We start from the raw sequence: 14,749 nt of genomic DNA, 5'->3' as shown, positions 1-14,749 counted from the left end.
TCTGCATAGCGATGATCCTCCTTGTCACAAGCTGCTTCTACGATCTTCCTGCTCATGCAGGAGAATCAAGCGGCGGACCATCTCATTAGTCGGCTTCTCGGTTAGGGAGCGCTTACATTTTGGCGCGAAGAGGCTGCGACGGCTCGTTGTGGGAGGCCATCGGGATATCGGTATCTACCAGATACTTCTTCAGCAGCTCATGATGCAAGCAATAGAGGGCCAGCTCCAGACGGTCGGAGACTCCCAGCTTGTCGTAGACCTTGCGCAGGTAGTTCTTGATGACCTGCTCGGTGGTGCCGATCTGGTAGGCGATCTCTTTGTTGCGCATGCCGCGAGTGATGCAGCTGATGATGGCGAGCTCTTTTTTGGAGAGCTTGGGCTGGACCTTGGGGTCGGTGAGGCTGGTGGCCTGGGAGCGATAGGCTTCGATGACCCAGCTGATGGACTGATTGTCGATCCAGGTCTCTCCTTCGGCGATCTTGCGGACGCACTTTACCAGCAGATCGGGGGAGATGGAGCGGGGCACGACTCCGCGAACACCGCGGCGATAGAGCTCGACGGTGTTAGACTCATCGGTCTCCGTGACCTGAACGATGAGTTTGGCTTCGGGGGCCTGGCGAACGAGCTCGGGGATCGCGTCGATGGTACCGGAGATGAGCTGGCCTTCGAGCAGGACGACGTCGGTGGGGTAGCGCTGGAGAGCTGCGTAAAGATTTTGGAGGGTCTCTACCTGAGCGACGACACGGATATCGTCTTCAAGGGCAAAGACCTTCTTCATTCCTACTCTGTAGATGGCCTGAGAGTCTGCCAAAACAACACGGATTCCCGCACCAGGGGTAGACTCTTCTTCCTGAAGATCATCGTTGTTGCGGGTTGGATCAAAATTTACTACGGTCATAGATCAAGCCTTTAGGAAATATTCGTCGATCACTGCTGCGGCTTTTTTCGTACCGTCTTGCAAGTAGTGGCGTACGACCCGGCCGAGGCAATGTATGGTGACATCGTTTGCTGCACCCATCACGGCTGCCGGCATTGCTATGGTGAATTCGATCTTGCTCTCTACCGGCGGAAGCTGGTCACTGACAAAGAGCAGGCCATTGGCGGAGATATTTTCGGTCATTGCCTCCAGTTCGCCTTGTTCGGTCTGCACCCTTATTGGGAGTCTCATAGGAAAACGCACAGCGGTGCGAACTGGATTCTCCCCATTTGGCATCTGCCACTGAGCCACTCGTCCTCCTCCGGACCTGAACTGCGGTAATGACATAAATACCCTAAAACTGCCAATGCCTGACACTGTGGAGTTTACCCCACCTTCTCCAAAGCGCCAGCATTTTTATGCGAAATGTGTTACTTGGGGGGAGACAGCGCGGCGGATCCTCCCACCCACAGGTGATTGCGGTTGTGGTCGACTCCCATCATGAGACCCCGCCCGAGGCGGACGAGGGAGATGGCGGGCTGGAGTGCGCCGCCGTCGGGCCAGAGATACATGATGCGGATCTCGGCCTGGGTGGGGCCGTGGGGCGTTTGAATGACAGGGGCGAAGGAGACGCGCTCCTGCAGGAGATAAAGATTGCGGTCGGAGGATGGAATAGCGTTGAGATCGGCGTCGGTGGGAGCGAACTGAATTCCCTTCCCTGCGAAGGAGTAGAGCGGCTTGAGGAGCAGCTGGTTGCGGTCTTCGGGCAGGCCGGAGAGGTTGCGGCCGGCGTACCAGTCGTCGAGAAAGACGGCTTTTGGGACGGAGGGGTGATCGAGGTAGGGCAACGAGAACTTGCTGATGCGGAAGTACCAGTTGGGATGGCCTGCCCACTCGACGTCGAGGGGGTCGCGATAGTCGAAGGGGAGCTGGATGTTTTTGCGCTCGAGCTCGTCGACGATGGCGCGGTTGTAGATGCGGTGGATGGGGACTTCGCGGCCGTTGCGAGGATAGAAGAGGCGGTTGCCACGCTTGATGAGAGTGGTGATGTCGACGGTGGCGATGCCGAGCTTGTCTTCGTAGAGATGGAAGTCGGGGAGGGTCTTCTGATTGCCGGGGTCGATCTCGAGGAGGATTACGTTTTCGGGGTCGTGATGATTGAGGATGACTTTGCTTAATAGCTGCCAGTAGCTTTCGCTGTTGAGTCCGCCCAGATGCCAGGTGAGAGCGGGGTCGAGGTTGTAGGTCTCAATATATTGGCGGGCGAGCATGTCCTGGTAGCCGAAGATGGAGGGGAAGGCTTGAAGCTCGACCAGCTTCGGAATGAGGGTGCCGTCGGGATTGCGCGTCAGACCGAAGTCTACGGTCATGAAGTTGGGCTGGGGGTTCTCGTTGGGCATGCGGTACTGCGCGGGAACGCACTGCTCGGAGGCCTGCATGTAGGCGGGGTTGTCGAGGAGTTGATGAGTGAGGGCTGCGCCGGTTTGCGAGAGCTCGTCCATCAGGGAGGCTGGGAAGAAACAGGGTGTTTCGGCGACGCGGAACTCGATATGCGTGCGGGCGAGGTGGTCGAGGCGCGCGAGAAGATCTTCGTAGGCGGCGGTGGTGAAGTGCGCGTTGAACTGGTCGCGGTAGGGCTGCAGCATGGGAGTCAGTGTAGCCCACTTCGTGGGGTGTATACCGGCTTCGCCGTGGGCCTAACCGTTGGTCGGCGGAAGACTTTTCTCCCGGCCAACGGGAGCGCCAACCGAAGGATTCACAAGTCACGAAGTGATCGCCCTGCGCGGGCGGCGGTCACTTCGTGACTTGTATACCGGCTTCGCCCTGGGTCTCCCGTTGGTCGACGCGGAAGAGATAGCTGGCCCAGACGATGAGGAGGGGAAAGAGTTCGAGGGTGTAGCGGGGCTCGGAGTTGTCGAGGGTGAGCAGGAGGGCGCAACGCAGGACGGTGAAGGCGAGCATGGCGCAGACGATCGGGGCGTGGGGCGTCCAGCCGCGGCGTCGCCAGCGCCAGAGGCCGATGGCTGCAAGAGCGAAGTACGCGAGGTTGAGGGCTGCCGAGGCGTAGGAGAGGAGGGTCTTGCCGCGGTACTCGTGCCAGTTCCACCAGTCGAGGCCAATCTGCATCATCTCGGGGCGGGGGCGGAAGAGCATGTTGGCGAGACGTGCTGCAGGGAGAAAGACGTAGTAGCGCAGGAGGCTGGCGTGGATGCGCTGCTGGGCGAGGGCCTCGAAGCGTTGATCGAAGGCTCGGGTGGCGTTGTCCTTTTGGTTGTATTCGGAGAAGAGAGCGGCGGTTTCGGCGTACTGCTCGTCGGAGTCGAAGGCTCGGGTGGGAAGATCGCCGACGCGGAGGTCGGTGCTGTCGTAGTTCCAGTAGACCTGCTCGGTGGAGGCGAAGTCGATGGCCCAGGTGCGATACCAATGCTGGAAGCCGACGGGGACGACCTCTCCGGGGTCGGTTGCGTTGCGCGGAGCCAGGGGCTGGATGACACGGAAGGTGTGCCAGTTTCTTGCGGCCCATGGAGCCAGCGGCAGAACAACACAACATGCAGCGAGGACGACGGGACTTAGGGTCGCGAGCGAGAGACGGCGTCCGGACCTTTGCCAGACGATCCAGATCATCGCCGGGACGACGGTGGCGGGGAGGAGACCCTGCTCCGGACGCAGGAGGACGGAGTAGGCCATGGCGACGGTGGTGGCAAAGAGCCAGCGGTTGGGGGTGGGATTTGGGATCGCTCCCGCGCTGCGCCAACGTTCCAGGCAGTAGAAGGTGAGTGCGATGGAGAAGAGGGTGAGGGTTTCGGTGAGAAGAGCGGCGGCGTAGATGGCAGTGAAGGGACAGAGTGCGGCCAGCCAAAGAGCGGCGAGGGCGGCTCTTTGACCGAAGAAGCGCCTTGCCAGAGCGGAGATGAGAAGGCAGGTGCAGAGGTCGATCAGGCTCTGCAGAACCATGATGGCGGTGTAGTGACTGAAGCCGAGGAGACGGAAGCAGACGGCCAGAAAGATGGGGTAGCCGGGCAGGCGAATCAGCGTGGGGACGGGGCCGTTCGGTCCGACGCTAAAGCCGTAGACGCCGGCCTTCAACCAGTTTTTGGCGATGCTTGCGTAGATGAGCGAGTCGCCTTCGACGCGGCCTGCATGCATGACATACCAAAGGCGCAGGGCAAGCCCTGCGACGAGCGGGAGTGCAGTCCAGAGAACTGTCTTCAGCTTTCCTTTGTTCATGTCTTTTGCATCATACTGCCGTGGCGCGTGGGAACTTGCCGCTTGCGTTGACTCAGGGGATTCACCTGCATACGATGGATAGAGCCGCATGCGCCGAGCCGCAAATATTCCCTAATGAATAGACAAGTTTTTTACGATCCACAACGCAAGCGCTGGAAGCGGCTTCGCCGAATCTTTGACGTGCTTGCCCTGTTGGGGCTGTTGCTGGGGACCGTCTTCGTCATTGGGCTGCTGCGGATGAAGCCGCTGCCGGAGCTGTTTCTGCAGGCGCAGAAGCGCAACTACCGGACGCTGGCAAACCAGACGACACCGCAGTTGAAGCCGGGGCAGAAGCTGCATCGCTCCGCCCACCGCAAGACCGACTTGAAGCCGGGAGACGTGCCGCTAAACTCAGGCGAAGGCCTGCGCGCGGCGTACTACGTGGAAGATGACCCGGCGAGCTACTCGTCGTTGAAGCAGCACATCGCGCAGGTGGACCTGCTGTTTCCTGAGTGGCTACACGTAGTGACGACCGATGGCGAGGTGGTCTCTTATACACAGGACAACCGCGCCTATGACGTCGCGGACAAAGCCGGAGTGCACCAGGTCGACCGCGAGGGCAAGGTTGCGCGAACGGTGGCGGCGAATCATGTGAATCTCGACATCTTTCCGCTGGTCAACAACTACGACGCGCGGAGACAGATGTGGGTGCCAGAGGTTGGTGGATTTCTTTCAAGCGACGCGGCGCGTGCCTCGTTCGTGCAGCAGATTCATACGTTTCTGGCTGGGAATCCCAGCTATCGGGGACTGTCGCTCGACTTTGAAGATATTCCTACGAGTGCTCAACCCGGCTTCAGGGCTCTGATCGCTGCGCTCTATGATGATTTTCATCCGCGGAATCTGCGGCTCTACATCAATACGCCGGTGGGCGACGATGACTGGGATCTGAAGTTCATGGCGGACCACTCCGATGGTTTGCTGCTGATGAACTACGACGAACACCAGACCGATAGCGGGCCGGGCCCGATTGCCTCGCAGGACTGGTTTGTCGACAACCTGAAGAACGTTTTGAAGACGGTTCCCAAGGAAAAGATTATCTGTGCGCTGGGCAGCTATGGCTATGACTGGACGACGGCGCTGCCTGCGGCTGCGAGCCCCGCTAAGCGAGGCGCAAAGAAGGCAAAGGCACCGGCTCCGGAGAAGGTGCTCGCTGCGCATGACCTGTCGACGCAGGAGGCCTGGCAGGCGGCCTACGACTCCGACTCGCAGATCGACCTCGACGACGACTCGATGAATGTGCACTTCGCCTATGACGATGAGGATGCGCATGTTCGCCACCAGGTGTGGTTTCTGGATTCGGTGACGATTCTGAACGAGATGCGCGCGGCGCGGGTGCTGGGGATTCAGACGTATGCGCTCTGGCGGCTGGGCCAGGAAGATAACTCGATGTGGAAGATCTGGGACCATCCGCTGCAGGTGGACCCGGTGAAGGAGCTGACGCAGGTTGAGCCGGGGTATGACGTCGATACGGAGGGCCAGGGCGATATTTTGCGCGTGACGCGCAAGCCGCAGACCGGCAATCGCGTGGTGACGCTGGATGACGACGACTCGGTGCCGCTGGAGTACCGGATGGTGACCCAGGAGTCGATGGAGTCGTATCCGCTTTCGTACACGGTGGAGCAGTACGGCTACAACGATAAGAAGGTGGCGCTGAGCTTCGATGACGGGCCTGACCCGGAGTGGACGCCGAAGATCCTCGACATCCTGAAGAAGTACAACGTGAAGGGTACGTTCTTCATGATCGGCGAGGTGGCCGAGGACTACGTTGGCGTGATGCAGCGGGTGTATCGCGAGGGCCATGAGATTGGGAATCACACGTGGTCGCATCCGGATATCAGCGAGATTTCGAACCGGCAGGTGGACCTCGAGTTGAACCTGACGGAGCGGCTGTTTGCGTCGAAGCTCGGGGTTCAGCCGCTCTACTTCCGTCCGCCTTACTCGATCGACCAGGAGCCGGATACGAACGACCAGGCTGCACCGGTGGAGAAGATTCAGGGTCTTGGGTACGTGATTGTCGGCAACAAAATCGACACGAACGACTGGGATGAGCATCCGCGGAAGTCTCCGCAGGAGATCACTGCCAGTGTCTTCGAGCAAATTGACGACATGAAGGCGAAGCCGTGGAATCGTGGCTCGGTGATTCTGCTGCACGATGGCGGGGGCGACCGTTCGGCTACGGTTGCGGCGTTGCCCGTGTTGATTGAGGCGTTGAGGGCTCGTGGTTATGAGATTGTCCCGGTCTCGGAGCTGGTGGGCAAGACGCGGGCGGAGGTGATGCCGGCGTTGACGCCGCGCCAGCGCTGGCAGGCTCGCGCGGACTCGGTGACGTTCTTCTTCTACAGCTTCTTCCATTACTTTGTGGTGGGCGTGTTCTTTGTCGGCGATGTGCTGATGAGCGCACGGCTGATCATTATCGGTGTCTTTGCGATCATCGACCGCTTCCGCAAGAGGAAGAACTATGCGACGCCGGAGTATCAGCCGAGGGTCGCGGTGCTGATTCCTGCTTACAACGAGGAGAAGGTTATCGTGCGGACGATTCGCTCGGTGATGATGTCCACGTACAAGAACATTCGAATCATCGTGATCGATGATGGGTCGAAGGACAATACGTTCGATGTGGCGCGTGAGGCGTATCCGGCGGATATCGCGTCTGGCCGTCTGACGGTGATGAGCAAGCCGAACGGAGGCAAGGCGGACGCGCTGAACTACGCGCTGGAGCGGATCGATGAAGAGATCTATGTCGGCATCGACGCTGACGGCGTGATTGCGCATGACGCGATTGCGCGGCTGGTGCCGCACTTTGCGAATCCCAAGATTGGCGCTGTGGCCGGCAATGCGAAGGTAGGCAACCGCGTGAACCTGTGGACGCGGTGGCAGGCGCTGGAGTACATCACGAGCCAGAACTTCGAGCGGCGTGCTCTGGATCTGTTCGACGTGGTGATGGTGGTGCCGGGTGCGATTGGCGCGTGGCGTACGGCGCCGGTGAAGGCCGGCGGAGGGTATCACTCGAACACGGTGGCCGAGGACGCCGACCTGACGATGAACCTGCTGGAGCAGGGATACTGCGTGATCTATGAGGACCAGGCGCTCGCGTTTACCGAGGCTCCGGTGAATGCCGACGGGCTGACGCGGCAGAGGTTCCGGTGGTCGTTCGGAATTCTGCAGGCGATCTACAAGCATAAGGGCGCGATCAGCAAGCACCGTGCGATGGGACTGTTTGCGCTGCCGAATATTCTGATCTTCCAGATTATTCTGCCACTGGTTTCGCCGCTGATCGACCTGATGTTTGTGATTGGAGTCTTCCACTACATCATCGACAAGCACTTTCATCCGGAGACTGCTTCAACGGACAGCTTCTACAAGCTACTGGCTTTCTTTGCGGCTTTCCTGGTGATTGATTTTGCCGCGTCGGCGCTGGCATTTGCGCTGGAGCGAAAGCACCCGGCGAGCAAAGGCGACGGCTGGTTGCTGTTCCATATCTGGATACAGCGGTTTACCTACCGGCAGCTCTTTTCCGTGGTGCTGTTCAAGACAGTGAAGCGTGCGATCGACGGCAAACCGTTCAACTGGGACAAGCTGGAGCGTACGGCGCAGATGTCGAAGTCGACGGAGAAGCTTACGGAGGGCGCTTAGTTTCTTTGAGCGGCCCCATCGAATCAGAAGTGCAGTGCATCCAATAAGAGAAGCACTGTGATGCCTTTATTCCAACGAGCGCCGAGAAAACTCGCGCTAGAATCGACGCGTTATGGCTACTATGAATCTCACTCACTCCGCCCCGGCAAGCCTGCCGAAGACACCTTACTCCAACGAGCCGTTTGTTGATTTTTCGACTCCAGAGAACAAGCGCAAGATGCAAGAGGCGCTGACGCTGGTGGAGAGCGAGCTAGGCCGTGAGTATGACCTTGTGATCGGGGGCAAACGGCTGAAGACGGCAGCCAAGATTGTGTCGACGAATCCGGCGCGGCCGGCGCAGGTGATCGGGATTCATCAGCATGCAGCGGCAGAGCATGTGGAAGGCGCGATGCAGGCCGCGCAGAAGGCATTTTTGAGCTGGAGCAAGGTGCCGGTGGCCGCTCGTGCGGCGCTGCTGTTTCGTGTGGCGGAGCTGATCCGCGAGCGCAGCTTTGAGTTTTGCGCGTGGCTGGCCTTCGAGGTGGGTAAGAACTGGGGCGAGGCGGACGCGGATGTGGGCGAGACGATCGACTTCCTGGAGTTCTACGGGCGCGAGGCGCTGCGGCTGGATGAGTCGAAGACGCCGATTCAGTTTCCGGGGGAGCGCAACCAGCTTCGGCATGTACCGCTGGGCGTGGGCGCAGTGATTCCGCCGTGGAACTTTCCGTTCGCCATTATGGCGGGGATGACGGCAGCGGCGATTGTGACTGGGAACACGGTGATTCTGAAGCCTTCGGTGGATGCTCCTACGATTGCGGCGAAGTTTATGGACCTGCTGGAGGAGGCTGGGCTGCCGGATGGCGTTGTGAACTTGTGCCCCGGCGAAGGGCCTGAGTTCGGGCGAGAGGTTGTGGCGCATCCGCAGACACGGTTTATCGCGTTTACGGGGTCGAAGGCCGTGGGGTTGGAGATTCACGAGCGCGCCGCGAAGACGCAGCCGGGACAGATCTTCATCAAGCGGACGATCCTCGAGATGGGTGGGAAGGACTCGATCATCGTCGAGGCGGACTGCGATCTGGATGCGGCGGTAGAGGGTGTGGTGGCGAGCGCGTTCGGCTTCAACGGGCAGAAGTGTTCGGCGTGCTCGCGTGCGATCGTTGCGGCGGATATCTACGATGTGTTCTGCGACCGGCTGCAGGAGCGCGTGGCGCGGATCAAGACGGGCGATCCGGTGCAGAACGTCTATACCGGGCCGGTGATCAGCGAGAAGTCCTACCGGAAGACGCTGGACTACATCGAGCTCGGCAAGAAGGAGGGCACAGTGCTGAACGGAGGGCATGCCATTGAGAATCCGGAGGGCGGGTACTACATTGCGCCCACGGTGATCGCGGATGTGGCTCCGACGGCACGGATTGCGCTCGAGGAGATCTTTGGGCCGGTGCTGGCGGTGATCAAGTCGAAGAGCTTCGACGATGCGCTGGCGATTGCGAATAATACGGAGTACGGGCTTACGGGCGCGATCTACTCGGGCTCTCGCGACAAGCTGGACCGGGCGCGTGAAGAGTTCCACGTCGGCAATCTGTACTTCAACCGTAAGTGCACGGGGGCGATGGTAGGCGCGCATCCGTTTGGCGGGTTCAACATGAGCGGAACCGACTCGAAGGCGGGCGGCCCGGATTATCTGCTGCTGTTTACGCAGGCCAAGAGCATCGCGGAGAAGCTTGGGCATGCCGGGGCGGCGACGGAGAAGTAAGCCGAGAAGGTGTGTCCTGCCGGACGGGCCTCCTGCGCGGAGGGCGGTCACTTCGTGACTTGTGTCCCGGTTTTGGCAGGCTAGGAGAATCGGGCCTCCCGTTGGTCGGCGTTATCTTTATTCCGACTAGCGGGAGGCTTTCGTTCAGGCGGACTTCATCTGGAGGAGGTGCCCGGCCTTGGCTGCGGCTTCGGCCAGGACGCGGTGATGGATGGTGAAGAGGGCCAGTTCGAGCCGGTCAGAGACGCCTGACTTGTCGTAGATGCTGCGGAGGTAGTTCTTGATGACCTGTTCCTTGGTGCCGAGCTGCTGCGCGATGTCCTTGTTTTTGCAGCCCTGAACGATGAGGGCGACGATCTGCATCTCTTTTGGGGTGAGGCGGTCCCGGACGCGGGCGCCTACACTGTCGGCTCCCTGCATGGTGGTGACGTTGGCACGCTGGACAAAGCGCTGACCGCGGGTGACACGGCGAACGCAGTCCGCCAGCACAGTGCCGGAGACGTTGCGGTGAAGGACTCCATCGAAGAGCTCAGCCAGTTCCTCCGCCACCAGCTCTGAGTTCTCAGCCACGAAGATGGTGCGGCTGCCCGCCTCCTGGGTGCGCAGAAGAAGATCCTTCAGATCAAGACGCAGACTGGAGCTGACGATAACAACCGAGCCGCGAAGTCCGTCAATGGCGACGTAAAGTTTGGCTGCATCCTCGCACTGGGCGACGATCCGCATATCCTCCTCGAGGGAGAGCGTTCTGGCTGCGCCAGCCCTGAAGATTGCCTGGTTATCGGCAAGAATGATTCGGTTCATAGGTATCCTGATCTCCTGCCGTGGCGCTAAATGTCTCCCCAGCTACCCTTGTATCGGCAGGTTTTGTTGCAAAGGCTACGCCCTGTCCTCGATTCGGACATTTTTAGGCTGTCGATGGCACTTTGGGTGTAGAAGACCCTGCCCGCCAGACCGGCAACTTTCTGAACCTTCGGGGCCTAAATCTAATCGAATTGTACGTGGGCGGTATCAAACCTCGTCAACGCAGTATAAAGGGATATGCCTAAGCCTATTTTGCTAGCTATCGATGACGACACCAGCGTGCTGGAGGCGGTGGTCCAGGACCTGCGTCGGCATTACGGTCAGGACTACCGCATCGTCCGTGCTGCGTCCGGCGCCGCTGCCCTGGATATTTGCCGCCAGTTGAAGGAACGTAAGGACACGGTTGCGCTGTTTCTCTCCGACCAGCGGATGCCGGGGATGACCGGAGTCGACTTTCTTCAGCAGGCCCTGTGTATCTACCCGAATGCCAAGCGTGTTCTGCTGACCGCTTATGCCGATACAGAAGCGGCCATTCGCGCGATCAACTCTGCCAAGATTCACTATTACCTGAACAAGCCGTGGGATCCGCCTGAAGAGAAGCTTTATCCGGTGCTGGATGACCTGCTGGGAAGCTGGAAGGAAGGCTACCGACCTCCGTTTGAAGGGATTCGGGTGGTGGGTGTGCGCTGGTCGGCGATGGATCACGCTGTCCGCGACTTCCTTTCGCGCAACCGTATTCCCTACCAGTGGCTGAACCCTGAGACGAATCCGGATGCACTGGCGCTACTGAAGGAAAAAGGCATCGACGACACCAAGCTGCCGGTCATCCTCTTTGGAGACGGCACGGCTCTGGTGCAGCCGACCTCGACCGAGATGGCGAACAAGGTCGGGCTACGTACCCAGGCGCAGCAGGAGTTCTACGACGTGGTCGTGGTGGGCGCAGGGCCTGCCGGGCTGGCGGCTGGCGTCTACGGGGCCTCCGAGGGGCTGCGGACGCTGGTGATTGAAGCAGCAGCACCGGGCGGACAGGCGGGTTCCAGCTCGAAGATTGAGAACTACCTTGGCTTTCCCGAGGGGCTTAGCGGCGAGGAGCTGGCAAAGCGGGCTTTTCTGCAGGCCAATCGGCTGGGAGCGGAGTTTCTGACCCAGAAGGTCTCGTGCATTCGCGCGGAGAATCAATACCGCATACTGACGATGGCCGATGGGCAGGAGGTGACCTGCCACGTGTGCCTGCTGGCGACAGGCGTCGACTACTGCAAGCTCGACGTGCCGGGAGCCGATAAGCTGAGCGGGGCGGGCGTGTACTACGGTGCTGCGCTGACTGAGGCGATGTCGTGCAAGGAAGAGATTGTTTACATCGTCGGCGGGGCGAACTCGGCCGGGCAGGCTGCTATGCACTTCTCCCGTTATGCCGATCATGTTCATATGCTGGTGCGCGGCAAGTCGCTGGAGAGCAGCATGTCGAAGTATCTGATCGACCAGATCGAAGCGACTCCGAATATCACGGTTGAGACGGGTACCGAGGTTCTTTCGATGGGTGGTGAGACTCACCTGGAGTGCCTGACGCTGAGGACTCCGCGCGGAGAAGAGGCGCGACAGGCCAGTTCCCTGTTCATCTTTATTGGGGCTGCGCCGAAGACGGACTGGATGCCGGCTGAGCTTTGCCGCGACAGCAAAGGATTTATTCTTGCCGGTCCGGATCTAAAGGCGCAGTCGCCGAAGTCGTGGACGCTGGAGCGCGACCCATATCTGCTGGAGACGAGTGTTCCCGGCATCTTTGTCGCAGGCGATGTACGATTCAACTCGGTCAAACGGTGTGCCTCCGCCGTTGGCGAAGGCTCGATCGCTATCCAGTTTGTGCATCAGTATCTGGCAACACTTTGAAAGGTATCTAGACAATAACCCGATGAGCGATCAAACCCAAACCGTCCAAAGTCATGTCGTCGACAACGCCCATGAAGAACTAGTTGGCCTTCTGCGCAAAGTTCCCATTCTGTCGTCGCTGCGAGACGACGAGCTGATGTGCCTGGATGGTGTCAGGGACTTCCACATCGAAAAGGGTGAAGTCATTACAAGGCAGGGTGAGCTGCCGCATTGCTATTGGATTCTGCTGGACGGTGAGTTGCAGGTGAGCCAGAAGACTGCCGACCAGAGCGACATTATGCTGGCCAAGGTGGAAGCCGGCAGCGCCTTTGGAGAGATGGCGCTGCTGACTAACGTTCCGAACTCAGGGACCGTTGAGGCTGCGGCTCCAAGTCATCTGCTGGAGCTCGATGAAGAGCAGTTCTGGGGCCTGATGACGAGTTGCCCCCAGGTTCGCAAGGCCATTCTCGGGAATATGGCGTACCGGTTTCAGAAGCTTCAGAGCACGACGGTACAGCAAGAGAAGATGGCGTCCCTGGGGACTCTCGCTGCCGGCCTGATGCATGAACTCAACAATCCGGGCTCCGCCGCGCGTCGTGCTGCGTCTCAACTACGCGAAAACCTGATGCGAATGCACGAGCTTTCGCTGAAGTTTAAAGAGCGGGAGCTTTCGCAAGAGCAGAAGCATTGCATGTTCGACATGCAGAAGCAGGTTCTCGCGTCGAGACAGCCAGTGATGATGAACTCACTCGACCAGAGCGACGCGGAAGAGGCGCTTGCGGAGTGGATGGAAGCTGCCAACATCGAGAATGCCTGGAAGATGGCGCCAACACTGGTTTCCATTGGTATGTCCGCTGCGGAGCTGGAGCGTGTAAAGAGTGACTTTGACGGGCCCCTGCTCGGTGAGGCGCTGAGCTGGCTGGAGGCGATGGCCTCGAGCATGCAGCTGGTGGGCACGATCGAGGAGAGCATTGGCCGTGTCACCGACTTGGTACACGCCGTCAAGTCCTACGCCTATGAGGGCAAGGGACAACGACAGACGATCGATATCAACAACAGCATTCATGCGACGCTGATTATTCTTGGGCATAAGCTGCGCGAGAAGGAGATCGTATTGGAGAAGAACTTTGCTCCGGATCTGCCTGCGCTGCACAGCGAGTGCACGGGGCTTAACCAGATCTGGACGAACCTGTTGGATAACGCGATCGATGCGGTGCCGCAGCATGGGCACATCAGTGTGCATACCTGGGCGGAGGAGTCGAAGGCCGATCCGAACAAGCCGCATCTCGATCTCTGCATCAGTGTGAGCGATAACGGGTCGGGCATTCCGTTGGAGAGCCAGGAGCACATCTTCGATCCGTTCTATACGACCAAGCCTGTCGGCGTTGGCACGGGCATCGGCCTAGGGATCGTGCAGCGCATCGTGGACCAATATCATGGCGCGATCCGCTTCAGCTCTGAACCCGGGAGTACGGAGTTTGTCGTTCGTCTGCCCAGCGATAGCGAGTAAGAGTCGCGGAAAGTCTTCGACCGTAACAACATTTTTCTCCGAGTAGCGTTTACTCCTTCGAACGCTCGCGCCAATCAAGGTTGCGAGCAGAACGAATCGTGAGGACGCTATGAAGTTCGCTCATCTTGCTTTGCCTGTAGTTGCCGCGGCTTGTTTGTTGACCGCCGGCTGTGCGTCACACCCCGCTTACTATGCTCCGCCTCCACCACCGCCTCCAGGGTACGGCGTCCCACCGCTGATTGCGAGAGCCGATCATGAAGGGTTTCGCTCCGGAACAGAAGACGGGGCGCGCGATGCTTACAACGGCTTTGGGTATCATCCACGACACGATGGGAAGTTTCATAGCACCCCAGGGTATGATCCTGGGCTCGGACCGTACGGAGCGTATCGCGATGAGTTCCGTAGATCGTATCTGCGCGGCTACGACCAGGGATTCCACCGGCGCTAGGCGTGCGCTACGGGTGGTCTGCTGCGTCGTATGATCGATGCAGGAGACCACCTTGCCGCTGACACCTTTTCACATCGCCTTTCCAGTTGACGACCTGGACGCTGCCCGAATGTTTTACGGAACCACGCTCGGCTGCGCGGAGGGTCGCAGCTCGTCGCAGTGGATCGACTTCGATCTCTTCGGCCACCAGATTGTCGCGCATTTAAAACCCGGCTCCTCCGCGAATAAGGCGCACCATAATCCTGTCGATGGACATGATGTTCCTGTGCCTCACTTCGGCGTCGTGCTTCCGATGGAGGTGTGGGAGACGCTTGCTGAGCGGCTGCGACGAGCAGGCGTTGTGTTTGTGATCGAGCCCTACATCCGTTTCAAGGGCGAGGTTGGCGAACAGGCGACGATGTTCTTTCTCGATCCGGCGGGTAATGCGCTTGAGTTCAAGGCGTTTGCAGATATTGGCCAGCTGTTCGCGAAGTAGCTTTTGCGTTGCCTGCTCCGATGACGTGGCGTACGTAGAATCTAAGAAAAACGCTTTACTACAACGTTTTAGCAGAGTTAGACTCTGTGAGGCAGACGAACGGC

At 59.4% G+C, this 14,749-nt stretch carries 11 protein-coding genes; 6 read left to right on the top strand and 5 right to left on the bottom strand.

All coding sequences use genetic code 11. The features are described from left to right. Nucleotides 1-112: 112 nt before the first annotated feature. The 4 genes from GSQ94_RS03815 to GSQ94_RS03800 form a co-directional block, all read right to left on the bottom strand. Nucleotides 113-898 (bottom strand): response regulator transcription factor, encoded by a 786-nt coding sequence (locus tag GSQ94_RS03815; RefSeq protein ID WP_158941983.1) that lies wholly within the window; start codon nt 896-898, stop codon nt 113-115. Nucleotides 899-901: 3 nt separating this feature from the next. Further along, nucleotides 902-1,228: a PilZ domain-containing protein gene (locus GSQ94_RS03810; RefSeq protein ID WP_254063623.1), complete on the bottom strand. Its 327-nt coding sequence runs from the start codon at nt 1,226-1,228 to the stop codon at nt 902-904. Nucleotides 1,229-1,347: 119 nt separating this feature from the next. Continuing rightward, nucleotides 1,348-2,562 (bottom strand): hypothetical protein, encoded by a 1,215-nt coding sequence (locus GSQ94_RS03805; RefSeq protein ID WP_158941982.1) that lies wholly within the window; start codon nt 2,560-2,562, stop codon nt 1,348-1,350. 148 nt (nt 2,563-2,710) lie between these two features. After that, nucleotides 2,711-4,144 (bottom strand): glycosyltransferase family 39 protein, encoded by a 1,434-nt coding sequence (locus GSQ94_RS03800; RefSeq protein WP_158941981.1) that lies wholly within the window; start codon nt 4,142-4,144, stop codon nt 2,711-2,713. A 114-nt stretch (nt 4,145-4,258) separates the two neighbouring features. Here GSQ94_RS03800 and GSQ94_RS03795 point away from each other — a divergent pair, with 114 nt between their 5' ends. Further along, nucleotides 4,259-7,816, top strand: a complete 3,558-nt coding sequence (locus GSQ94_RS03795; protein ID WP_158941980.1) for a polysaccharide deacetylase family protein — start codon at nt 4,259-4,261, stop codon at nt 7,814-7,816. Between the two features lie 112 nt (nt 7,817-7,928). Next, a complete protein-coding gene (gene pruA, locus GSQ94_RS03790) occupies nt 7,929-9,548 on the top strand; it encodes an L-glutamate gamma-semialdehyde dehydrogenase (protein WP_158941979.1) in 1,620 nt (539 codons plus the stop codon). A gap of 144 nt (nt 9,549-9,692) precedes the next feature. On the opposite strand, the gene GSQ94_RS03785 is transcribed toward pruA, so the two are convergent. Continuing rightward, on the bottom strand, nt 9,693-10,349 hold the full coding sequence (locus GSQ94_RS03785; RefSeq protein ID WP_158941978.1) for a response regulator transcription factor: 657 nt from the start codon (nt 10,347-10,349) through the stop codon (nt 9,693-9,695). Nucleotides 10,350-10,586: 237 nt separating this feature from the next. Between GSQ94_RS03785 and GSQ94_RS03780 the strand changes: the two genes are divergently transcribed. The 4 genes from GSQ94_RS03780 to GSQ94_RS03765 all read left to right on the top strand — a co-directional run bounded on the left by GSQ94_RS03780 (nt 10,587) and on the right by GSQ94_RS03765 (nt 14,645). Continuing rightward, nucleotides 10,587-12,233: an FAD-dependent oxidoreductase gene (locus GSQ94_RS03780; RefSeq protein WP_158941977.1), complete on the top strand. Its 1,647-nt coding sequence runs from the start codon at nt 10,587-10,589 to the stop codon at nt 12,231-12,233. Nucleotides 12,234-12,255: 22 nt separating this feature from the next. After that, a complete protein-coding gene (locus tag GSQ94_RS03775) occupies nt 12,256-13,722 on the top strand; it encodes an ATP-binding protein (protein WP_158941976.1) in 1,467 nt (488 codons plus the stop codon). A gap of 109 nt (nt 13,723-13,831) precedes the next feature. Next, nucleotides 13,832-14,170: a hypothetical protein gene (locus tag GSQ94_RS03770; protein WP_158941975.1), complete on the top strand. Its 339-nt coding sequence runs from the start codon at nt 13,832-13,834 to the stop codon at nt 14,168-14,170. Nucleotides 14,171-14,222: 52 nt separating this feature from the next. Further along, on the top strand, nt 14,223-14,645 hold the full coding sequence (locus GSQ94_RS03765; RefSeq protein ID WP_254063622.1) for a VOC family protein: 423 nt from the start codon (nt 14,223-14,225) through the stop codon (nt 14,643-14,645). The last annotated feature ends 104 nt before the right edge of the window (nt 14,646-14,749 follow it).

This window comes from Granulicella sp. S190 (assembly GCF_009766095.1).
Taxonomy (GTDB): Bacteria; Acidobacteriota; Terriglobia; order Terriglobales; family Acidobacteriaceae; genus Edaphobacter.
The sequence above is the reverse complement of the archived record's forward strand: the minus strand, read 5'-3'. Positions and strand labels throughout refer to the sequence as shown.

Bases quoted from the DNA above. Each gene is read 5' to 3' on its own strand.
- GSQ94_RS03815 (WP_158941983.1), bottom strand. From the start codon at position 898: ATGACCGTAGTAAATTTTGATCCAACCCGCAACAACGATGATCTTCAG.
- GSQ94_RS03805 (WP_158941982.1), bottom strand. From the start codon at position 2,562: ATGCTGCAGCCCTACCGCGACCAGTTCAACGCGCACTTCACCACCGCC.
- GSQ94_RS03800 (WP_158941981.1), bottom strand. From the start codon at position 4,144: ATGAACAAAGGAAAGCTGAAGACAGTTCTCTGGACTGCACTCCCGCTC.
- GSQ94_RS03795 (WP_158941980.1), top strand. From the start codon at position 4,259: ATGAATAGACAAGTTTTTTACGATCCACAACGCAAGCGCTGGAAGCGG.
- pruA (WP_158941979.1), top strand. From the start codon at position 7,929: ATGGCTACTATGAATCTCACTCACTCCGCCCCGGCAAGCCTGCCGAAG.
- GSQ94_RS03785 (WP_158941978.1), bottom strand. From the start codon at position 10,349: ATGAACCGAATCATTCTTGCCGATAACCAGGCAATCTTCAGGGCTGGC.
- GSQ94_RS03780 (WP_158941977.1), top strand. From the start codon at position 10,587: ATGCCTAAGCCTATTTTGCTAGCTATCGATGACGACACCAGCGTGCTG.
- GSQ94_RS03775 (WP_158941976.1), top strand. From the start codon at position 12,256: ATGAGCGATCAAACCCAAACCGTCCAAAGTCATGTCGTCGACAACGCC.
- GSQ94_RS03770 (WP_158941975.1), top strand. From the start codon at position 13,832: ATGAAGTTCGCTCATCTTGCTTTGCCTGTAGTTGCCGCGGCTTGTTTG.